The organism is Acinetobacter sp. FY683, from assembly GCF_059515885.1.
Window position 1 is genome coordinate 141,534 of record NZ_JCAKNA010000004.1, and the last position, 21,004, is coordinate 162,537.

The following is a 21,004-nucleotide window of genomic DNA, read 5'->3' on the forward strand; positions in this document are numbered from 1 at the left end:
TTCAATTTTAACAGCATGATGTAATGAGGCTATTATGGGCAAGAATGTTGTGGTACTTGGTACCCAATGGGGCGACGAAGGTAAGGGTAAAATCGTCGACCTGCTCACAGATCAAGCGACTGCGGTTGTACGTTATCAAGGCGGACATAATGCGGGTCATACTCTCGTGGTTGGTGGTAAAAAAACTGTATTACACCTCATTCCATCTGGTATTTTACGTGAAAACGTACTGTGCTTAATTGGTAACGGTGTTGTACTTTCACCTGAAGCACTTATTAAAGAGATGGCTATTTTAGAGGAAGAAGGCGTACCTGTTAAAGAGCGTCTACGTATTTCTCCAAACTGTCCTTTAATTTTGCCTAACCACATCGCACTTGACCAAGCGCGTGAGAAAAAACGTGGTAACGCGAAAATTGGTACTACAGGCCGTGGTATTGGACCTGCTTACGAAGATAAAGTTGCGCGCCGTGCAGTACGTGTTGCGGACTTGGTTCGTGGTGGCGATCATTTGAAAGCTCAATTAGAAGAGCTTCTTGAATACCATAACTTCCAATTAACTCAATTCTACGGTGTAGAAGCAGTTAAATTGGAAGATGTTATTGCACTTTGCGATCAATGGCGTGAAGTTGTTGCACCATTAGTAATTGATGTAACAGGTGAACTTCATAAGTACCGTAAAGCTGGTGATAACATCATGTTTGAAGGTGCTCAAGGTTCACTTCTTGATGTTGATCATGGTACATATCCGTATGTAACATCTTCAAACACAACTGCTGGTGGCGTAAGCTCAGGTTCAGGTTTAGGTCCATTGCACCTTGACTATGTATTGGGTATTACAAAAGCATACACAACACGTGTAGGTGCAGGTCCGTTCCCAACTGAGTTGGTATATGACGCTGCAAATGACGTTGGTGATGCGATTGGTAAACACCTTGGTACAGTTGGTTCTGAGTTTGGTGCATCTACTGGTCGTCAACGCCGTTGTGGTTGGTTTGATGCTGAAATTCTACGCCGTTCTGTAGAAGTAAACTCACTTTCAGGTATTTGCTTAACTAAACTTGACGTACTTGATGGTTTGGAAGAAGTAAAAATCTGTGTTGGTTATGAAGCAGCAGATTCGGGTTGTGTAGGTTCATCTGATGCACTTGCATTTGAAACCTTAAAGCCAATTTACGAAACTATGCCTGGTTGGTCTGAATCTACTTTTGGTGCTAAGTCTTTAGACCAATTGCCAGAAGCAGCAATCAACTACATCAAGCGTATTGAGCAGTTAATTGAATGTCCAATCGACATCGTTTCTACTGGTCCAGACCGTGATGAAACAATCGTATTGCGTCATCCATTTGATGCATAATTTGCTTCAGATGTAAGATTTAAAAAGCCTCGCAAATGCGAGGCTTTTTTTGTTTATATACAAGGATAAAACCTACTAAAGTTGCATTTGAACGAGCTATGCAAACTTTATGTACTTGTTACAATACAAAATTAATAAATATTGAGATATGCAGGATGCAGAACAATATCGCAAGTACCATTTTTTATTCTTTGTTGTTTGCTATGGGTGGCGCACCTACAATTGCAATGTTAATAATAAAAACACAGAATGTTGATGACGCTGTTTTTTATCAAGTATTTATTGGTTTAAGTGTGATTATCGCTTGTATTTTGGTGCCATTTATTTTAATTCAAAATGCATATTTATTTTTTAAGCGTAAAAATGAAATCTTAGAGAAAAAAATTAAACCACTTAGCCAGTTCTATTTTGTATTGAATGCACTTTGCTTGGTATTTTGGTTAATTATTCAATTTATGCTTTGATAAAACATATAATTAATACTGAAATATAATAAAAAAATAGTTGAACATTCTTTTTAGCTGAATATCGATTGATTATAATGATGAAAATAAGTGGAGAAATTTTAATGAATAAAAAACTGTTGATGGCATTGTGTGCCTCAGGTGTGGTTACAATTTCAGGTTGCGCTACATTTGCAGAAATGGCGGGTGCAGACACAACAACTTTAAATGCTGTTGCAACTGAAGGATTTAATAAAACTTTAACTGAAGCGCGTGCAAAAAATACTTTAGATACGTCATCTTCAGTTTATAAGCGCATTAATACAGTTTTTATCAATTTAAAGCCGTATGCAGATCAAATGAATACAACAGGTGTTAAATTTGATTGGCAACTTGCAGTATTGAAGTCAGATCAAGTTAATGCTTATGTTGCCCCAGGTGGAAAGGTTGTTTTTTATACGGGTATTGTAACCAAGCTTAATCTAACTAATGCTGAAATTGCTGCTGTTATGGGGCATGAGATGACGCATGCGCTTGAAGAGCATTCAAAACAAAAAATTGGTGCTGATGCACTTACAAATATTGCATTAGGTGTGGGGTTAAGTGCAGCAGGTGTAGGTGAGGGTGGTACAGCATTAGCACAGCTAGGTTCACAAGTTGGTGTTGGTTTACCATATTCGCGTAGTTTAGAAAGCCGAGCAGATGAAGGTGGTTTATTTTTAATGGCAAGAGCTGGATATAACCCTCAGGCTGCTATTACGCTTTGGGAAAAAATGGCAAAACTTTCTGGTTCTAGTGCTTCAGGAAGTTTCTTTTCTACCCACCCATCAAATAATCAGCGTATAGAAGCAATGCGTAAGAATTTGCCTGCTGCTATGGCAATTTACAATCAAAGTAAAATTAAACGCTCTTAAAAAATAGAGATGTGAAAAAGGATGCTTAGGCATCCTTTTTTTATTTCTAAAAATTAAAGCAGTGCTTTTATGCTTCTCATAAAAATTTAAAGGAGTCCTTAAATTTTCATTAGGGAGCAGGGTTAGGTTGTTGCTTATGAATGGCCTCAATACCTTGTAATACTTCCGCTGAAAGATTGATATCAAAAGCATCAATGTTTTCTTTGAGTTGAGATAGATTTGTTGCACCAATAATAGTTGATGTTACAAAGAATTGTTGCTTGATAAATGCTAGAGCAAGCTGGGTGAGGGTTAAACCATGCTGTTCTGCAAGCTGTGCGTACTGTTCAGTTGCCCATTCACTTTCTGGGTTGCTGTAACGGCTAAAACGAGAAAATAGCGTTACACGGGCATTTTCAGGGCGTGCGCCATTACGGAATTTTCCTGTTAAGTAGCCAAAAGCCAGAGGTGAATATGCCAATAAGCCTATGCCTTCATATTTGGCAATTTCAGACATGCCAGTTTCATAAGTTCTATTTAATAAACTATAAGGGTTTTGAACACTCACAAATTTAGATAGCCCAAGTTTTTCTGCTAAATGTAAAAACTTCATGGTTCCCCAAGGTGTTTCGTTTGATAAGCCGATATAACGAATACGACCTTTTTTAATTTCATCTTGTAAGGCACTTAGTGTTTCTTCAAGTGCTGTAATTTCTTTTGTATTTTCAGCTTCTTCATTGGTATAGCCAAGTTTGCCAAAAAAGTTAGTTGGGCGTTGTGGCCAATGTAATTGGTACAGGTCGATATAGTCTGTTTGGAGGCGCTTTAAATTACCATCAAGTGCAGAGGAGATATCTGAAGCATTAAACCGTGTTTGACCATCACGAATATGGCTACCACCTTGTGAAGGGCCTGCAATTTTAGAGGCTAAAAATAGTTGATTACGACCACCGTTCTGCTGAATCCAGTTGCCAATAATACGTTCTGTTGCGCCTTGAGTTTCGGGCTTTGGAGGAACAGGGTACATTTCGGCTGTATCCCAAAAATATAACCCACGATCCAAAGCATACTCAAGTTGCTGGAATGCTTCTGATTGAGTGTTTTGCTCTCCAAAAGTCATGGTTCCTAAACAAACTTCAGGTAAAAGAATACCTGTATTGGCAAGTGGTTTAAATTGCATGTGAATTTGCTCTCAATAAACGTAGATATATTTTTAAGCCTCTCGGTGAATAGACGCAAGGCTTATATTGAAATCATTGTGTGTAAAAGGTTAGTGAAAAGTTGAGTTAGGTGAATTTTAGATATAAAAAAAGCAAATCAGGAGATTTGCTTTTTTACTTCAAACAGACCGTTAATCTTCAGTGTCTGCATAAGCACTTTCTTCAACAGCTTCTAAAGAAGCATCAAAGATTAAAATTGCTTTACCGTCAGTTTCGATCATGCCTTGTTCTTCTAATGTTTTAAGAACACGACCAACCATTTCACGTGAACAACCTACAATTCGACCAATTTCTTGGCGTGTGATGCGAATTTGACGACCGTTCGGTAAAATCATCGCTTCTGGCTGAGATGAAAGGTCGATTAAACAACGTGCAATACGACCAGAAACATCAATAAATGCAAGGTCTGTTACTTTACGAGTTGTATTTTTTAAGCGACGTACTAACTGAGCAAATACAGCATAGCTTAAGTCTGGAAATTGTTTGCTTAGTTCATGGAAGTTTTCATAAGTCACTTCGGCAATTTCACACACGTCGCGAGTACGAACTTCCGCAGTACGTTGTGGATTTGATTCGAATAGACCCATTTCCCCAAAAAAGTCCCCTGGATTTAAATACGCAACCACAATTTCACGATCATCATCTTCGCGAAGGATGATTGATACAGACCCTTTAAGGATTAAGTATAAAGATTTAGATTCCGACCCCGAGTCAATAATTGTTGTACGTTTTGGATAACGATTAATATATGCACGCTTTAGTAATGCTTTAACTGAGTCAGGCAATTGACCCGGTGATAGGGCATCGGTGCTTAGTTGTGAAAAATTTGAAGTCATACTAACAGTTCCGAAAATGGATAAATAATAGATCGCATAAGATCTAGTATGAACGTGCCACACATGGGCTGAAATTCCGTCTCAACCCAAATTATGTTAGTGTACAGGTACACTGTAAATTTATAGCTTTTTTTAGGGACTTGCAATGCAAACAAGCGTTCATTGGTTAGAGAATGTTGCTTTTGAGGCAAAATCGGATAGCGGTCATACAATTACGATGGATGGATCACCTGAATATGGTGGTGAAAATCGTGGACCACGTCCCATGGAATTAATATTAATGGGTCTTGGTGGTTGTGCATCGTTCGATATTGTGACTATTTTAAAAAAATCTCGCCAAGATGTGACCAATGTTGTGTGTCAGTTAAAGGCTGATCGTGCGGATACAATCCCTGCAGTATTTACTAAAATTCATTTGCATTTTGTTGTGTCAGGTCGTGCTATTAAAGAGAAGCAGGTCGCAAAAGCAGTCGAACTTTCTGCTGAAAAATACTGTTCTGCTAGCAAAATGTTATCAGATGGTGGTGTTGTGATTAGCCATGATTTTGAAATTATTGAAGCCGAATAATTAAAATTGTAAGCAAATGTAATATTTTTAAAGATCGATTTTTAATCGATCTTTAATTTAGATATTTTAAAATATAAGTTATTAATTATTAAATAAAAATACAATTGAATCTGTTTAATGAATGACATTTCTATTAATTTATAAGCCTAGCCTTGAAATAAGACTTATGAAGACCCATATTATAGCAGAGCTATATGCTTTATATTTGTATTTAAACATTTGAAAAATATAAATAAAAATGAATAAAAAGATTTGAAATTTGATGTAATACCTCCATATAAGATTCAAGTAAAAAATTTGTTGTGAGGTAAAACAAGAATGCGTTTTGAAAAATTTACAAATCGCCTGCAGCAATCTTTGTCAGACGCTCAATCTCTAGCAATGGCTAAAGACCATACATCTATTGATGGTATTCATATTCTTGCCATTTTATTAGAAGAAGCTTCTAACCTAAGTATGTTGCAACAAGCGGGAACAAATATTCCTGAATTGCAAAAAAAATTACAGCAGGCTTTAGCTGATGCACCGACATTGGCAAATCCGACTGGTGATTTACATTTAAGTCCAGATGCAGTCAAAATTTTAAATTTAGCAGATAGCTATGCACAAAAAGTGGGTGATGAATTTGTTTCGACAGATTGGGTCATGTTGGCTTTACTTGAAGTTGGTGCAACTAAAACATTGTTAACAAGCGTTGGTGTAAACAAAGACAATTTACGCAATGCCATTGAAAAAATTAGAGGGAATGACAAAGTGATGAGCAACAATCATGAGGATCAACGTGATTCACTCAGTAAATATACGATAGATTTAACTGAGCGAGCGGTGGCTGGAAAACTTGATCCTGTTATTGGACGTGATGATGAAATTCGTCGTACAGTTCAAGTATTGTCACGTCGTACTAAAAATAACCCTGTTTTAATTGGCGAACCTGGTGTTGGTAAAACAGCTATTGTTGAAGGTCTTGCTCAACGGATTATTAATCGGGAAGTACCAGAAAGCTTACAAGGTAAGCGAGTTTTATCATTAGACTTAGGTGCATTACTTGCAGGTGCTAAATATCGGGGTGAGTTTGAAGAGCGCCTAAAAGCCGTACTCAATGATTTGGCAAAACAAGATGGTGAAGTCATTCTCTTTATTGATGAGCTTCATACGCTTGTTGGTGCAGGTAAAACCGATGGTGCAATGGATGCGGGTAATATGTTGAAACCTGCTCTTGCACGTGGTGAGCTGCGCTGTGTGGGTGCAACAACGCTAGATGAATATCGTCAGTATATTGAAAAAGATGCTGCGCTTGAACGTCGTTTCCAAAAAGTTCAGGTCGATGAACCTTCTGTAGAAGATACAGTGGCGATTTTACGTGGCTTAAAAGAGCGCTATGAAGTGCACCATGGTGTGAAAATTTTGGACTCTGCCATTATTGCAGCAGCAAAAATGTCGCATCGTTATATCACAGATCGTCAATTGCCCGATAAAGCGATTGATTTGATTGATGAGGCTGCATCTCGTATTAAAATGGAATTGGATTCAAAACCAGAGCCATTAGATAAACTTGAACGTCGTTTAATTCAGTTGAAACTTCAACTTGAAGCTGTGAAAAAAGATGAAGATGCTGGCAGTAAAGCTGAAATTGAACATCTTGAAAAGCAAATTGACGAAGTGCAAAAAGAGTATAGCGATTTAGAAGAAATTTGGATTGCTGAAAAACGCTTGGTTCAGGGCGATCAACAAATTCAGGCGGAATTGGATCAGGCACGTATTACTTTGCAAAAAGCACAACGTGAAAATGATTTATCTGAAATGGCTCGCTTGCAATATGGCGTCATTCCAGGACTTGAAAAACGTTTAAGTGAAGAAGAGGCAACTGAAGAAAAAGCAGAACCTAAACTTTTACGTAATAAAGTGACTGATAATGAAATTGCAGAAGTTGTTAGTGCCGCAACAGGTATTCCTGTAGCTAAAATGATGCAAGGCGAACGTGAAAAACTTCTTCAAATGGAAGATTTCTTACACAAACGTGTTGTTGGTCAAAGTGAAGCGGTTGTTGCTGTATCGAATGCGGTACGTCGTTCACGTGCAGGATTATCTGATCCGAACCGTCCAAGTGGTTCATTCTTATTCCTTGGACCAACGGGTGTGGGTAAAACTGAATTGACTAAAGCACTTGCGAATTTCTTATTTGATAGTGACGATGCGATGGTTCGAATCGACATGTCCGAATTTATGGAAAAACACAGTGTAAGTCGTTTAGTGGGTGCACCTCCGGGCTATGTAGGTTATGAGGAAGGTGGTGTGCTAACGGAAGCTATTCGCCGTAAGCCTTATAGTGTTGTGTTATTTGATGAAGTTGAAAAAGCACATCCAGATGTATTTAACATCTTATTGCAAGTATTGGATGATGGTCGTTTAACCGACTCACAAGGTCGAATTGTAGACTTCCGTAATACCGTTATTGTGATGACATCTAACTTAGGTTCGCAAGATGTTCGTGAATTAGGTGATGGTGCATCGGAAGATGAAGTACGTGCGGTTGTGATGGGTGCGGTAAATCAGCATTTCCGTCCAGAGTTTATTAACCGTATTGATGAGTTAGTGATTTTCCACTCATTGAAAAAAGAGCAAATTCGTGGCATTGCAGATATTCAATTGAGCCGTTTACGTGAGCGTTTAGCAGAGCGTGATTTAAGCTTAACTGTAGATGATAGTGCTTTTGACTTGTTAATTGATGCTGGATTTGACCCAATTTTTGGTGCACGTCCATTGAAACGAGCGATTCAACAGCAAATTGAAAACCCGTTAGCACAAAAAATCTTGTCAGCAGATTTTGTGGCAGGAGATACGATTATTGCTTATGTGGATAATGGTCAGTTAAGTTTTGATACGTTAAAGCTGAACTAATTTCACGGGGTCTAAATATCTAATTAATAGTTGCATACTAAAAGTAAGTTTGTTGATTTAGATATAAAAGATTGAGAGATAAAAAAACCGAGCTTAGGCTCGGTTTTTTTCTATACAAAATTTACGCTTCATTTTTTGGATGTGAAATTTTCCAAGCACGGTGAATTTTTGTATTACGTTTAAAGTCTAAACCAATCGTTTCATTCGAAATTTCTTGAACATCGTAGAATGCTAAGATTTCTTCATCCATTTCAAAACCACGGTAGTTATTTGAGAAGTATAACGTACCATCTGTAGTTAAGCGGTTCATTGCACGTTTAAGCAATGACAAATGGTCACGTTGAACATCAAAAGTACCGTGGAACTTTTTCGAGTTTGAGAAAGTTGGTGGGTCAATGAAGATTAATTCATATTGTTCATGACCTTCTTTCAACCATTCAAAGCAGTCACTAGCAAAGAATTGGTGTTGTTCATCTGCATGGTCAACAGTTAAACCATTTAAAACAAAGTTTTCTTTAGACCAGTTTAGGTATGTATTCGATAAATCGACACTTGTAGTACTTGCAGCACCGCCTAATGCAGCATGCAAGCTTGCTGTAGAAGTGTAGCTGTATAAGTTTAGGAAGTGTTTACCTTTGGCTTCAGCAGCAATACGTAAACGCATTTGACGGTGATCTAGGAATAAACCAGTGTCTAGATAGTCTGTTAAGTTCACTAAAATTTTAGCTTTACCTTCTTGTACGATAAAGCGTTTAGATGCAGTACTTTGTTTAGTGTACTGAGTTTTACCTTCTTGGCGAGCACGTGTTTTAATGAAAATTGCATCACGACCTAAACCTGTTACAGAGCGAATGGCTTGTAAAGCAAGGTTAAAACGACGTTTTGCTTTTTCAGGATCAATTTGTTTTGGTGGTGCATATTCTTGCACGTGTAAACGATCGCCATATAAATCGACTGCAACGTTAAAGTCAGGTAAATCTGCATCATATAAACGTAAGCAGTAGATATTCTCTTTGACTGCCCATTTTTTTAGATTCTGCATGTTTTTCGTTAAACGATTTGCAAACTCCATTGCACCTTCAATTTCTTCAAATTGTTGAGGTTGCCAATCTGCAAGGAATGGTTTGCTTACTGTTGCAGGTTTAATTGTGCCGAAACGAATATAAATTGGTAATTTACCATTCATTAAGCGCAAAATTTGTGGGTTGTTAAATGCAAGAACATCGGCTTGTTCAACTTGTGAAGCAATAACCGCAGCTGCTTGATTTGGGAAATGCTTTTGTAATAAAGCAGATAAACCTAAATACAATGCACGGTTAGATGCTTTTTCACCTAAGCGTTCACCATAAGGAGGGTTGGTCACAACAAATGACACTTTGCCTTCATTTTCAAAATCAGGCCAGTCTGCAAGAGTGCGTTCTTCAATTTGAATTTGATCTAAAATAGATTCAAAACCAGCTGCAATAATATTTTGTTTGGTTGCTTTTACCGCTTCCCAATCTGCATCAAATGCGTAGAACTTAGGTAATGGTTTTTCTAGCGCAATTTTATGGCGTTCAGCTGCTTCGGCTTTAATATCCATCCAAAGTTCATGGTTATGACCATTCCAACCATTGAAGCCGAAACGACGTACTAAACCAGGCGCACGGTCAGTCAAAATGAATAATGATTCGATAATGAACGTACCTGAACCACACATTGGGTCAAGAATAATGTCAGGATTTTTTTCAGCTAATTTTGCTTTTTGTAGGATTGCTGCTGCAAGGTTTTCTTTAATAGGGGCATCTGTCATAAAACGACGGTAGCCACGTTTATGTAAAGAATCACCTGATAAATCTAGGCAGTAAGTATGCTCAGTTTTACCCGCAAGAATAAACATTGTAATTTCAGGTTGTTTTGTATCGATGCTAGGGCGTTTACCCACCGCTTCCATAAACGAGTCAACCACACCATCTTTTGCACGTAAAGTTGCAAACTGTGTGTTTACTTTAATGTCACGTTCTACATGTAAGCGAATAGCAAAGGTACTTTGTGGTGCAAAAATAAGCGACCAATCGAAGCTAATTGCACCTTCATAAAGCTCTTCAGCGACATCACGAGCATCATGTGAAAACTCTATCTCATGTGTATGAATAGGCATAAGAACACGAGATGCAAGGCGAGACCACATACAAATACGGTAGGCATTTTCTAAATTGCCTTGGAAAATTAAACGACCAGGTAGGCGTTCTATGTTTTGAATACCTAAACCTTCCATTTCTTCTTGGAGCAAGGTTTCAAGTCCATCTGCACAGGTAACCCAATATGTAGAAAGACGTGGTTTCGAATTCATGTAAATTTCCAAAAGCAAAAAAGCAATCTGCTATTTTAACGTATTTTCATGCTTTTGGGCTGATGAACTACAGAACATATATAGGAAAATTTATAACTTATGATTTAAAAATTAAAAAATAGTAAAAAAAGCATGTTTGTTCCCACTCAGTTTTGCTGAAGTTATCAAAAATTAAATAGAAATTTATAAGTTGGTATGGCTTTTGCTTAAATTAAAAACATAAATCTTTAAAGTTTAATTGTTGAAGGAGTTTTCATGGAAGATGAATTGTTTGGTGGATTAGTTGCTAAAAATGAAGCTTTTTCTACAGCAACTTTAATTTACACCAGATTAAGACGAGTAACTGGTCGTGTATTGGATGCAGCTTATTTGGCAGAAAATACTCAATATGTACAACACGTAGCAGCACTTATTCAAGCAACAGGCGATGTTGAGTTGCTTAAGCTTTTAGATAAATTGAAAACTGCTTTAGGTGTTGGTATAGATGTTAAAGAAATAGAACTAGATGAAAAGAAACAAAATTTAGAAATAAAGCTTGAGCCAAGTTATCAAGCAACAGAGGAAGAAGTATATAAAGCGCAGGTGTCACATCACTATATAGGAAGTTTGCGTTAAGAAAGACCAGTGAAGAAAAAAGGGGGTATTTGTTTTGTATAGGGGAAATAAGAAAAACTGAAAACATTACAATACTGAAAAGATAAGAATTAAAAGATAAGAATTAAAATTACAATTTTATTGAGTTAAGCCACTCAAGTAACCTTAAAACAGTTACTTGAGTTTTTTTTATCTTCTTATAGCAATTTTAGAAATTAGCTTTGAAGAGGGTAAATTTTTAACTTGTCTGTATTGCTAGAAAATAGATTAGAAAACCACATTATCACTCGTTGAAAAATATTTGCTTCTTCAACTTGAACATCTTGGTCTAAATGAAGGGTATTGATAAGCACGTTATTTTGATAAACCTGAATGGTTGCAAGTTGCATTACTTTTGCAATAGGTGCAATCATTTCGTTAGGTTTTACCTGAACGTCATAACGTGTATTAGTTTGTGTAAGTGGATTAATTTGTTGAAGCGTACCATTTCCAGTATTTAACATGATGCGCTGATTTACTTTGTCGTAAGTTGCTAAATCGATTGCATAGTTCTGGTCATATAGCGAAACTGTTGCATATTTGGGTTCGCTTGCAGTGACTTTAAACATTTTTAAAGTCGATTTAACGACAGGGATATCTGCAATAGTTTGTTTTTCTTTTACCACAACTTCATTACGTGTGTAGGCATAAGCTAAATTCAGCAGAGTTTGCGCTACTTCAGCACGTTTAACTGCACTTTTTGCACCCATTACGACCACAATTAAGCGACGATCTGGGGTATTTAAATCTTCCGTTGGGCGGTGTGCTGTTAATGTGAGGTTATAGCCTGCTGCACGGGTAAAACCTGTTTTTAAGCCATCGACACTTGGATCTGTTTTTAATGCTAGGTTTGTTGCATGGTGAAAGCGTTGGTTGTAGCTAAAACTAGGCATGATTGAATAATGTAAATATTCAGGCGTTTGTTTTGTAACAGCTTGACCTAAAAGTGCCATATCGTGTGCAGATGAAAAGTGATCATCCATCGTGATACCCGCAGGATTTGAAAAATGTGTGTCTTTCATTCCTAATGCTTGAGCTTCTTTATTCATACGCTGAACAAAGGCAGGCACTGAGCCTGAAATACGTTCTGCAAGCGTAACAGCTGCATCATTTGCAGACATGACAATTAAACCTGCAAGTAACTGATCGACTGAAATGGTTTCAGTAGGCTTGAGGTACATTTGAGATTCATCCCACTGAACTGTATTGACTACAGGTGTAGCAGTAATAATTTCATTTTTAGATAAACGACCTGCTTCAATTTCTTTAAATGCAATATAAGCGACCATCATTTTAGTCATAGAGGCGGGCGCTCTTTGCACATGGCTGTTATGTTCTGCAATCACTTGACCCGATTGAGGGTCTAGAATAGTCCAAGCTTCAGCTTCCACACTTTGTGGAACGATATTTAAGAGGGCAGCTTGGGTTAAAGTTGAACACAATAAACTCAATATTGTGAGTACATAAATAACAGCTTTCAATGAAAATCCTTAGTCAAGTCAGGCCGAGACTGTAGTAGCGCAAAAGAGGGTAAATGCTATGCCTTTTTTTTCAAGCTGACTAGTCAAAAATGCAGACATTTAAGACAGTTCAGCACTGTATTTAAAAAAAATGATAAGCTAGAACTAAGTTTTGTAAAATATATTTTGAATTGCCTATTATGCTGCATTATCAAATCGAATTTGACGATTACCGTCAACATCTTGTACACGTAACACTTCGCTTTTTGGCAGATCCTACGCAAGTTTTGAGCTTGCCAACTTGGATTCCAGGTAGTTATTTAATTCGTGAGTTTTCTAAGCATATCGAATCTGTAAAAGCATCGGATGAAGATGGTCGTCTTTTAAAAATTAGTAAATTTGAAAAGAACAAATGGCGTTTGTTTAATACAGATCATGAGCTGATTACGGTTGAATATGATGTATATGCCTATGACTTATCTGTACGTGGCGCGTATGTAGATCAAAATCGTTTATATATTAACCCTGCATGTGCTTGTATTGGCTTGGTTGGGCAGGAAGATAAACCTGTAGAAATTGAAGTGTTTTTACCGCCAGAGTTAAAACATTTCCAATTGGCAACGGGTTTAGAATCTAAAAGCTTAGTAAAAGGTCGTTATACCTTAAAAGCGAAAAACTATGCAGAATTAATTGATTCACCATTTGAGTTGGCAGATCAAACACGTTTTGCTTTTGAAGCGAATGGCATTGCACATGAGTTTGTGGTTTCAGGTCAGCACAAAATGAATGCTGAACGTATGAAACAAGATATTGAAAAAATCTGTGCGACAGAAATTTCAATGTTTGGTTCTGCGCCATTTAAAAACTATACCTTTATGACGATGGCAACTGCTAACAGTTATGGCGGTTTAGAGCATCCGAATAGTACAAGCTTAATTAGCCCACGTGATGATTTACCAAAAGCCAATGAGCCTGTAGAACCATCTGAAAATTACCAACGCTTTTTAGGTTTATGTAGCCATGAATATTTCCATTCTTGGTTGGTGAAATTTATCCGTCCTGAAAACTTTGTAAATTACGATTTAAACCGTGAAGGCTATACGTCTTTATTGTGGATTTTTGAAGGTTTCACTTCGTATTATGATGATTTAATTTTGCTTCGTAGCGGTGTAATTAACCAAGATTCATACATTAAATTGTTAAAAGCACAAATTGATCGTTATTTACAAAACCCAGGTCGTGGAATTCAAACGGTTGCAGAAAGTAGTTTTGATGCTTGGGTAAAATTCTACCGTCAAGATGAAAACTCGAATAACGCAGGTACAAGCTACTACAACAAAGGTTGTTTGGTTGCGCTGTGCTTAGATTTGGGCTTGCGTTTACGTGGTTCTAGCTTAGATGCCTTAATGCGTAAATTGTACGAAAATGCACAAAAGGGCATTCAAGTACATGAAGGTACAATTTATGAATTGTGTGAAGCGCTTACAGGTGATGATTGGTCTGAACAAATTAATCACTTGATTAATACCACAGATGAATTGCCTTTAGATCAGTTATTCCCTGAATTTGGTGTTTCTTATACTTTAAAAAATGACAAGACTTTGCCATTTGGTTTGAAACTTGCCGATAAGCCTGAAGGTGTTGTGGTTCAGTCTGCACGCCGTGATGGTGTTGGTGCTAAAGCAGGTCTTTCTGCTCAAGATGTGATTATTGCCATTGATGGTTTAAAAGCGTCTGTAAAATTACTTGAGCAATATGCGAAAGAGGAAGGCGTGTTTACTGTTTATGCGTTCCGCCGTGATGAGTTAATGCAGTTTGAAGTGAATGCTTCGGGTTCTGTTTTAGCGGAAGTTGTGCTTAAAGTTGAAGATGCTGTAAAAGCGGAAAAATGGTTTAAAGCTTAATTGCATATAGTAGAAAGACCATGTAAAACCCATACTTAGGTATGGGTTTTTTATTGCCTAAAATTAAATATTTATGAGTAGAAAAATAAAGTGAATGAGAGAAGTTCTAAATTTTCGGTTTGGATGACAATTTTATGGCTAGGTGGAATATTTGGCTTTTATATATTGGGGGTGTTTGAAAGACCTACATCTTTTAATGAGTTAGGTGATTTTTTAGCAGGTGTTTTTGCTCCAGTCGCTATATTTTGGATTGTTGTGGGATATAACCTACAGTCGAAAGCTTTAAAAATAAGTATGGATAGTTTGAATACTCAAAATATACTAATGAAAAGGAATCAAAATAAGTTAGAACCATTTATTAAAGTAAATACTAAGAGTATAAAACCTTGCAATCTAATAGATAATATTGAAAGGAGAACAGAAAAGTCTCTTGATTTTTGTTTCGTGTTAAAAGCAGAGAAAAATGAAGCAAGAGAAATAGAGATTTTGGATATTGATGGAGTCATGACTGTTGAGAGAAAAAATGAACTAAAAAGAGATGAAGAATACGAGTTTCATATTTTTATAAATGAGTTTAATGAAGATATACTTTTTAAAGATGGTAAAAATTTAAGATATAAGATTCGCTATCAAAGTATATTAGGGGATGTAAGAGAAGACTTTTATCATTTTCAGGTTGTTGAGAAAAATGGGAATTATAAATATATGGCAGCTTCGCTATTAAAAAGACATTATGATACTAAAAGATATTATTAAAAAAACCCCTCAATTGAGGGGTTTAATTTATAACAAACTTCTAAATCTTAACGACCATTACGTCCGCGACCACGTGGCGCTTTCGTATTCGGGCGCGTAGTACCATTGGTTCTACGTTTCGGCTTCTCGCTATCATCCATCTGCCAAATACGCTTCGTACCAGACTTCTTCACAGAACCATCTTTATTCTTACGAACCATCGGCTTACCACCAGTACCACCCGGTTTTTTCACATAAGAACGAGAACGGTACGGCTCTTCCGCAGGCACATTTTGAAAGTCAGGATATAAAAGCGGTTCAATCTCTTTAATTTCACCTGGTTTTAATTGCATTTGCACTAAATCGATTTGACCAATTTTAGTACGAATTAAACGCAAAGTCGGGAAACCAACAGCAGAAGTCATACGACGAACTTGACGGTTACGACCTTCACAAATAGAAATTTCAACCCAAGACGTTGGTACAGACGCACGGAAACGAACAGGAGGAGTACGCTCCCACAACCATTCAGGCTCTTCAACTTTTTCCGCACGTGCAGGCAAAGTCATACCATCTTTAAGTTCTACGCCTTTACGAAGTTGCTCAAGCGCTTCTTCAGTTACATCACCTTCAACCTGAACTAAGTAAGTTTTAAACTTCTTGTTTTCAGGGTTAGTAATATATTGGTTTAAACCACCGTGATCGGTTAAAAATACTAAACCTTCAGAGTCCATATCTAAACGACCAGCCAAACGAAGTGTTGGATCGTTTACAAAGTCCGCCATAGTTTGATGTTTTTCATCGGCACGAAATTGTGAGAGAACGTCATAAGGTTTGTTTAAAATGACGATTTTCATAAAAATGCTTCTTTAATAAAGATAAATACTGAAATGCTTAAGATTTATTCGATGGAGAAATATCATGATTTCTCATTAAATCTTAAAAAAACGAAAATTAGATGACACTATTATGCTTTAAGATCGCTCGAAAGTATTGTAAATCGCCAAATTTTTTTCAAAGTTCTTTGTTTTACAGCTTTAAAGCCACGAATTTGCAAATAAAGAGGTTTAATTTGAAAAGTAATTTTCATCTTAGTTAGCTTTTATTGTTATTTCTTGTGTGAACTATGACACTGTAAGGACTGTCTTATTTGAAATGTGATTAGTGAGAGTTTAAGACGCGAAAGAGAAAGCTTGTTGAGCCTGTGCTAAAAGATAAAAGGATGAGAATGAGTAAATAACATAAATATTCAAAAAGTCCATTTCTGGGATTGTTTAGAAAATAGTGGTGAATCAAATATAATGATAAAACAAGAATGGTTGAAATAATGAAAGACATGAGATAATTCACTCAAACGTATATTAGAATTAAAACATATTTATCATTTTTTATATTTGATAAAAGTCACAATTAGAAAATGTAATTTGGAGTAAAAAAATTAAATTGTTTATGGTGTTTGGTTTTGTTGGAATTCATCTTTAAAATTCATAACTTAGCATTTTGATAAAACTATGTAATTGAAATTATTATTGGATATTTAATTTTTAATTGTAAATCTTTGCGTGTATTTGTTCATTTGTTGCGAGCTTAGACTGCAACTTCCTTAGGAATGTCTGTATAATATGTTGACTTAGCATATAAGGAATCCACCATGCATTTGGCGGCACTGCATACTCCGAGCCAGATTCAGCTCAACCAAAACGGAAACCTAAAGCATTTTTTGACCATTGAAGGTCTATCTAAAGAAACTCTCACAAAAATATTGGACACAGCACAGTCCTTTTTTAATGACCAAAATCAGCTAATTACCAACAACCTTTTAGAAGGTCGTACGGTAATGAACCTCTTCTTTGAAAACTCAACACGTACACGTACTACATTTGAAGCAGCGGCAAAACGTCTTTCTGCAAATGTTTTGAATATTGATATTGCACGCTCAAGCACATCTAAAGGTGAAACACTACGTGACACGCTTTGGAACTTAGAAGCAATGGCAACAGATATTTTCGTTGTACGTCATTCGTCTTCAGGTGCAGCACACTTTATTGCAAAAGATGTTTGTCCAAATGTGGCAATCATTAATGCGGGTGATGGGCGTCATGCACATCCGACTCAAGCAATGTTAGACATGCTCACGATTCGCCGTGAAACCAAGAAAAATTTTGAAGATATGAGTGTTTCCATTATTGGTGATATTAAGCATTCACGTGTAGCACGTTCAGATGTTGCAGCATTACAAACATTGGGCTGTAAAGATATTCGTGTGATTGCGCCAAATACCTTACTTCCACATGGTTTTAATGACTATAGCGAAGGTATTCGCTTATTCAATAAAATGGAAGATGGTGTTAAAGATTGTGATGTGATCATTACTTTGCGTATTCAAAATGAACGTATCGATTCACCCGCATTATCTTCACAAGCCGAATTCTACAAAATGTATGGCTTAAACAAAGAGCGTTTGGCTTTGGCAAAACCTGATTGCATCGTGATGCATCCGGGTCCTATGAACCGTGGTGTGGAAATTGACTCAAGCATTGCTGATGGTTCTCAATCGGTTATTTTGCATCAAGTAACAAATGGTATTGCTGTTCGTATGGCGGTATTGGCACTTGCAATGCAAGGTCAACTTGAAGATCAGGGTTTGTTAGAAGCGATTGTAGGTTAAGGGAAAGTCATGAGTATTGTAAAAATTGAAAATGTACGTGTCTTAGACCCAATTGCTAAAACTGACAGCGTGCAAACGGTATATGTTGAAAATGGTAAATTGGTTGCTGCAACAACTGATATTGCTGAAACGATAGATGGTCAAGGTAAATGGTTAATGCCAACCATGGTCGATTTGTGCGCGCGTTTACGTGAGCCCGGTCAGCAACAACATGGTACGTTAAAATCTGAAGGTAAAGCCGCACGTGAAAATGGCGTATTGCATGTATTTACCCCACCAGATTCGCAGCCTATCGTACAAGATAATGGTGCGCTTATTCATGGCTTAGTTGAAAAAGCGATGTTAGATGGCGGTATTTATCTTCAAGTGATTGGTGCACAAACTCAAGGCTTACTTGGCAAGCAACCTGCCAATATGGCAGGTTTGAAAAAGGGTGGATGTACAGCTGTTTCAAATGCGTATGCAACTTTTGAAAATGATGATGTTGTACTTCGGACTTTAGAATATGCAGCAGGCTTAGATATGACTGTGGTGTTCTATGCAGAAGAACATCAAATTGCTAAAGATGGTTGTGTACACGAAGGCTTTATTGCGTCTCGTCAAGGTTTACCAATGATTCCAACATTGGCAGAGACAGTTGCGATTGCAAAATATTTGTTAATGATTGAAGCGACTGGTGTTCAAGCTCACTTTGGCTTGTTGTCTTGTGGTGCTTCTGTTGAACTGATTCGTGCTGCTAAAGAAAAAGGCTTAAATATCACATGTGATGTTGCAATGCATCAATTGCACTTAACCGATCAATTGATTGATGGTTTTAACTCGCTTGCACATGTACGTCCACCATTACGCTCTGAACAAGATAAAGAATTACTCCGTCAAGGTGTAAAATCTGGTGTAATTGATGCGATTTGTACGCACCATGAGCCTTTATCGAGTTCTGCGAAAATGGCACCATTTGCTGAAACTTTAGCAGGCTTCACAGCTTTTGATACGTACATACCATTAGGTGTTCAACTTATTAATGAAGGTTTATTAGAACCATTAGAGTGGGTTGAAAAAGTAACAGTTGCACCAGCAAAAGTTGCCAATATGTATGATCGTTGGGTGGCGGAGTCTGGTTTGGTGTTAATAGATCCTGAACTTGAGTGGACATTAACTAAAGATTCAATGATCTCTCAAGGCAAGAACACGCCGTTAATTCAGCAAACTGTAAAAGCAAAAGCAATGAGAACTTTTTCAGCTTAATTGTGTTTGATGATATGTGGTAAAGAGTAAAAGTCAGCTTCGGCTGGCTTTTTTGTTACACAAATATATAAATAAAGGAAATTAAAATATTTTACTTAGAATAAAAAATAACCTATAAGTACAAGTAATTACATAAAAATCGTGGGGGCGAGATGTCTTTAAATATAATTAATTTATTAAAAATGCATGTAACGCCTATTGTACTTGCAGATGAAAATGAATATTTATTATTTAAAAAACAAGCACTCACAGATTTTTATACAATTTTATTAACGGCTATTAATTCTAAGCCAGAGTTATTTGAGCAATTACACAACCAAATTGAGCCAGATATAACTGAAATTTTTGATAATAACGCTAATATTACACAGCAAATTTTAAATTACATTAGTGGGGAGGCATCCACACAAGATGTGAATAGGTTGTTAAATGCATCATTGGCGCCATCTTTAAATTTATTGGTTAGTGAGGCGGGTTCAAGTGATGTGCAAGTCATTGAACATTTGGTGAAAGGGCAAATGCCAGTGTTATTGAATACCTTGCCACATTGGTCAGTCGATTTACTAGAAATGGCGGGAATTCAGTATTCGATTACAGAAATAAGAGAAGAGCTAAAACAGCCTGAAAAATTAAACTCTCGTTCTAAGCACAAGAAAAAATCATTTCCAATGCATTATGTTGTTATAGTTATATTAATTATTTTGGTATTCATGATTGTAAGAGCATTCATAAAACATGAATCAGAAAATAAAAAAACGGATCATATTGATGCAGCAGTTTCAGAGGTGATACCCACAACGTCCAATTCTGTTGAGCAAGTAAATTCTAAGCCTTTAGTAAATAATCCTTTACCTGAAATTGAGCAAGCCGTTCAGCCTGTTTCAAGTACTGAAAGAATGGATGAAACGCAATAAAATGTTCCATAGATTTATTTAAAAATCGATCATGTATTAAAAGGACGAATTGATTCGTCCTTTTTTTATTGGCATGCTGTAGCAAAGAAAAGTTGTGAATGAATCATGAAAATTAGTTTTATTGGTGCGGGGCGGGTTGCATATCATTTGGCAAAGGTCTTAAGCATTCATCATCAGATTGTTCAGGTTTATAGCCGTACTTTTGACAAAGCTGAAGGGCTTGCACAACAAGTAAAGGCTCAAGCCATTTCAAATTATGAAGATCTCGATCAAAACATAGATTTAATGATTATTGCGGTAAGTGATCAATCTATTGCAAAAGTTATAGAAAGCTTAAGCTTAAAGCTGAAAGATGTATGTATTGTGCATACATCGGGAAGTACGCACTTAAATGTATTAACGAAATTTCATGAAAAATCGGGAGTATTTTATCCGTTGCAAACCTTTAGTTTGGAACGTGAAATAGACTGGGAAAATACGCCTTTATTTATTGAGGCAACAAATATACAGGATTTGTCAAACTTACTTGATCTTGCAAATAGCCTAAGCAACAGGGTTTATTCATATAATTCGGAACAGCGTTTAAGTCTGCATTTGGCTGCGGTATTTACTTGTAACTTTAGTAACTATTGTTATGACATGGCAAAACAAATTGTAGATGCCAAACATGTAGATTTCAGCCTGCTATATCCTTTAATTCAAGAAACTGCAAATAAGGCGTTGGTGAATGATCCAAAAGAGATGCAGACAGGACCAGCCATGCGTGGTGATGAAAATATTATTCGCATGCATAGCAATATGTTAATACAAGATCAGCGAGAAGACTTAAAGTCTGTATATACGTTACTGAGTCAGCAAATTTTAGAACGTCATCAATCCTAAAAATTTTCAAATGAGCTTA

General features: G+C 36.7%; 17 protein-coding genes. 12 read left to right on the forward strand and 5 right to left on the reverse strand.

Going from position 1 to position 21,004, the window contains the following annotated elements; all coding sequences use genetic code 11:
• The first annotated feature begins 34 nt into the window (after window positions 1-34).
• The 3 genes from AC5YDH_RS03545 (at window position 35) to AC5YDH_RS03555 (ending at window position 2,711) form a co-directional block, all read left to right on the forward strand.
• Window positions 35-1,354 carry an adenylosuccinate synthase gene (locus tag AC5YDH_RS03545; RefSeq protein ID WP_496116915.1) on the forward strand — a complete coding sequence of 440 codons (1,320 nt, stop codon included), beginning with the start codon at window positions 35-37 and terminating at the stop codon, window positions 1,352-1,354.
• A gap of 155 nt (window positions 1,355-1,509) precedes the next feature.
• Window positions 1,510-1,818, forward strand: coding sequence for a hypothetical protein (locus AC5YDH_RS03550; RefSeq protein ID WP_496116916.1), 309 nt, complete (start codon window positions 1,510-1,512; stop codon window positions 1,816-1,818).
• Window positions 1,819-1,922: 104 nt separating this feature from the next.
• Window positions 1,923-2,711, forward strand: a complete 789-nt coding sequence (locus tag AC5YDH_RS03555) for a M48 family metallopeptidase (protein WP_496116917.1) — start codon at window positions 1,923-1,925, stop codon at window positions 2,709-2,711.
• A 109-nt stretch (window positions 2,712-2,820) separates the two neighbouring features.
• Here AC5YDH_RS03555 and AC5YDH_RS03560 read toward each other — a convergent pair whose 3' ends face one another.
• Both AC5YDH_RS03560 and crp read right to left on the reverse strand, forming a co-directional pair.
• Window positions 2,821-3,870, reverse strand: a complete 1,050-nt coding sequence (locus tag AC5YDH_RS03560) for an NADP(H)-dependent aldo-keto reductase (protein WP_496116918.1) — start codon at window positions 3,868-3,870, stop codon at window positions 2,821-2,823.
• A gap of 171 nt (window positions 3,871-4,041) precedes the next feature.
• Window positions 4,042-4,746, reverse strand: coding sequence for a cAMP-activated global transcriptional regulator CRP (gene crp, locus AC5YDH_RS03565; RefSeq protein WP_496116919.1), 705 nt, complete (start codon window positions 4,744-4,746; stop codon window positions 4,042-4,044).
• Between the two features lie 145 nt (window positions 4,747-4,891).
• Between crp and AC5YDH_RS03570 the strand changes: the two genes are divergently transcribed.
• Window positions 4,892-5,314: an OsmC family protein gene (locus AC5YDH_RS03570; RefSeq protein WP_496116920.1), complete on the forward strand. Its 423-nt coding sequence runs from the start codon at window positions 4,892-4,894 to the stop codon at window positions 5,312-5,314.
• Window positions 5,315-5,632: 318 nt separating this feature from the next.
• Complete coding sequence (gene clpB / locus AC5YDH_RS03575; RefSeq protein WP_496116921.1) at window positions 5,633-8,212, forward strand: ATP-dependent chaperone ClpB; 2,580 nt, start codon at window positions 5,633-5,635, stop codon at window positions 8,210-8,212.
• A 121-nt stretch (window positions 8,213-8,333) separates the two neighbouring features.
• Here the strand turns inward: clpB and rlmKL are convergent, their stop codons facing one another.
• A complete protein-coding gene (rlmKL, locus tag AC5YDH_RS03580; RefSeq protein WP_496116922.1) occupies window positions 8,334-10,544 on the reverse strand; it encodes a bifunctional 23S rRNA (guanine(2069)-N(7))-methyltransferase RlmK/23S rRNA (guanine(2445)-N(2))-methyltransferase RlmL in 2,211 nt (736 codons plus the stop codon).
• A gap of 255 nt (window positions 10,545-10,799) precedes the next feature.
• On the opposite strand from rlmKL, the gene AC5YDH_RS03585 reads away from it, so the two are divergent.
• Window positions 10,800-11,159, forward strand: a complete 360-nt coding sequence (locus AC5YDH_RS03585; RefSeq protein ID WP_496116923.1) for a hypothetical protein — start codon at window positions 10,800-10,802, stop codon at window positions 11,157-11,159.
• Window positions 11,160-11,353: 194 nt separating this feature from the next.
• Here the strand turns inward: AC5YDH_RS03585 and AC5YDH_RS03590 are convergent, their stop codons facing one another.
• Window positions 11,354-12,658, reverse strand: coding sequence for a D-alanyl-D-alanine carboxypeptidase PBP6B (locus tag AC5YDH_RS03590; RefSeq protein WP_496116924.1), 1,305 nt, complete (start codon window positions 12,656-12,658; stop codon window positions 11,354-11,356).
• A 179-nt stretch (window positions 12,659-12,837) separates the two neighbouring features.
• Here AC5YDH_RS03590 and AC5YDH_RS03595 point away from each other — a divergent pair, with 179 nt between their 5' ends.
• Both AC5YDH_RS03595 and AC5YDH_RS03600 read left to right on the forward strand, forming a co-directional pair.
• Window positions 12,838-14,541: a M61 family metallopeptidase gene (locus tag AC5YDH_RS03595; protein ID WP_496116925.1), complete on the forward strand. Its 1,704-nt coding sequence runs from the start codon at window positions 12,838-12,840 to the stop codon at window positions 14,539-14,541.
• Between the two features lie 90 nt (window positions 14,542-14,631).
• The gene (locus AC5YDH_RS03600) at window positions 14,632-15,297 is read left to right on the forward strand and encodes a hypothetical protein (protein ID WP_496116926.1); all 666 of its coding nucleotides are present in this window, start codon (window positions 14,632-14,634) and stop codon (window positions 15,295-15,297) included.
• A 47-nt stretch (window positions 15,298-15,344) separates the two neighbouring features.
• Here AC5YDH_RS03600 and AC5YDH_RS03605 read toward each other — a convergent pair whose 3' ends face one another.
• Window positions 15,345-16,133, reverse strand: a complete 789-nt coding sequence (locus AC5YDH_RS03605) for an rRNA large subunit pseudouridine synthase E (RefSeq protein ID WP_496116927.1) — start codon at window positions 16,131-16,133, stop codon at window positions 15,345-15,347.
• 794 nt (window positions 16,134-16,927) lie between these two features.
• Here AC5YDH_RS03605 and AC5YDH_RS03610 point away from each other — a divergent pair.
• The 4 genes from AC5YDH_RS03610 to AC5YDH_RS03625 all read left to right on the forward strand — a co-directional run bounded on the left by AC5YDH_RS03610 (window position 16,928) and on the right by AC5YDH_RS03625 (window position 20,985).
• Window positions 16,928-17,944, forward strand: coding sequence for an aspartate carbamoyltransferase catalytic subunit (locus AC5YDH_RS03610; RefSeq protein WP_496116928.1), 1,017 nt, complete (start codon window positions 16,928-16,930; stop codon window positions 17,942-17,944).
• Between the two features lie 9 nt (window positions 17,945-17,953).
• Entirely contained in the window at window positions 17,954-19,189 is a 1,236-nt protein-coding gene (locus AC5YDH_RS03615; protein ID WP_496116929.1) for a dihydroorotase, read from the forward strand.
• Window positions 19,190-19,341: 152 nt separating this feature from the next.
• Window positions 19,342-20,103, forward strand: a complete 762-nt coding sequence (locus AC5YDH_RS03620) for a hypothetical protein (protein ID WP_496116930.1) — start codon at window positions 19,342-19,344, stop codon at window positions 20,101-20,103.
• A 105-nt stretch (window positions 20,104-20,208) separates the two neighbouring features.
• Window positions 20,209-20,985: a Rossmann-like and DUF2520 domain-containing protein gene (locus AC5YDH_RS03625; protein ID WP_496116931.1), complete on the forward strand. Its 777-nt coding sequence runs from the start codon at window positions 20,209-20,211 to the stop codon at window positions 20,983-20,985.
• Window positions 20,986-21,004: the final 19 nt, after the last annotated feature.

Bases quoted from the DNA above. Each gene is read 5' to 3' on its own strand.
- AC5YDH_RS03545 (WP_496116915.1), top strand. From the start codon at position 35: ATGGGCAAGAATGTTGTGGTACTTGGTACCCAATGGGGCGACGAAGGT.
- AC5YDH_RS03550 (WP_496116916.1), top strand. From the start codon at position 1,510: ATGCAGAACAATATCGCAAGTACCATTTTTTATTCTTTGTTGTTTGCT.
- AC5YDH_RS03555 (WP_496116917.1), top strand. From the start codon at position 1,923: ATGAATAAAAAACTGTTGATGGCATTGTGTGCCTCAGGTGTGGTTACA.
- AC5YDH_RS03560 (WP_496116918.1), bottom strand. From the start codon at position 3,870: ATGCAATTTAAACCACTTGCCAATACAGGTATTCTTTTACCTGAAGTT.
- crp (WP_496116919.1), bottom strand. From the start codon at position 4,746: ATGACTTCAAATTTTTCACAACTAAGCACCGATGCCCTATCACCGGGT.
- AC5YDH_RS03570 (WP_496116920.1), top strand. From the start codon at position 4,892: ATGCAAACAAGCGTTCATTGGTTAGAGAATGTTGCTTTTGAGGCAAAA.
- clpB (WP_496116921.1), top strand. From the start codon at position 5,633: ATGCGTTTTGAAAAATTTACAAATCGCCTGCAGCAATCTTTGTCAGAC.
- rlmKL (WP_496116922.1), bottom strand. From the start codon at position 10,544: ATGAATTCGAAACCACGTCTTTCTACATATTGGGTTACCTGTGCAGAT.
- AC5YDH_RS03585 (WP_496116923.1), top strand. From the start codon at position 10,800: ATGGAAGATGAATTGTTTGGTGGATTAGTTGCTAAAAATGAAGCTTTT.
- AC5YDH_RS03595 (WP_496116925.1), top strand. From the start codon at position 12,838: ATGCTGCATTATCAAATCGAATTTGACGATTACCGTCAACATCTTGTA.
- AC5YDH_RS03605 (WP_496116927.1), bottom strand. From the start codon at position 16,133: ATGAAAATCGTCATTTTAAACAAACCTTATGACGTTCTCTCACAATTT.
- AC5YDH_RS03610 (WP_496116928.1), top strand. From the start codon at position 16,928: ATGCATTTGGCGGCACTGCATACTCCGAGCCAGATTCAGCTCAACCAA.
- AC5YDH_RS03615 (WP_496116929.1), top strand. From the start codon at position 17,954: ATGAGTATTGTAAAAATTGAAAATGTACGTGTCTTAGACCCAATTGCT.
- AC5YDH_RS03620 (WP_496116930.1), top strand. From the start codon at position 19,342: ATGTCTTTAAATATAATTAATTTATTAAAAATGCATGTAACGCCTATT.
- AC5YDH_RS03625 (WP_496116931.1), top strand. From the start codon at position 20,209: ATGAAAATTAGTTTTATTGGTGCGGGGCGGGTTGCATATCATTTGGCA.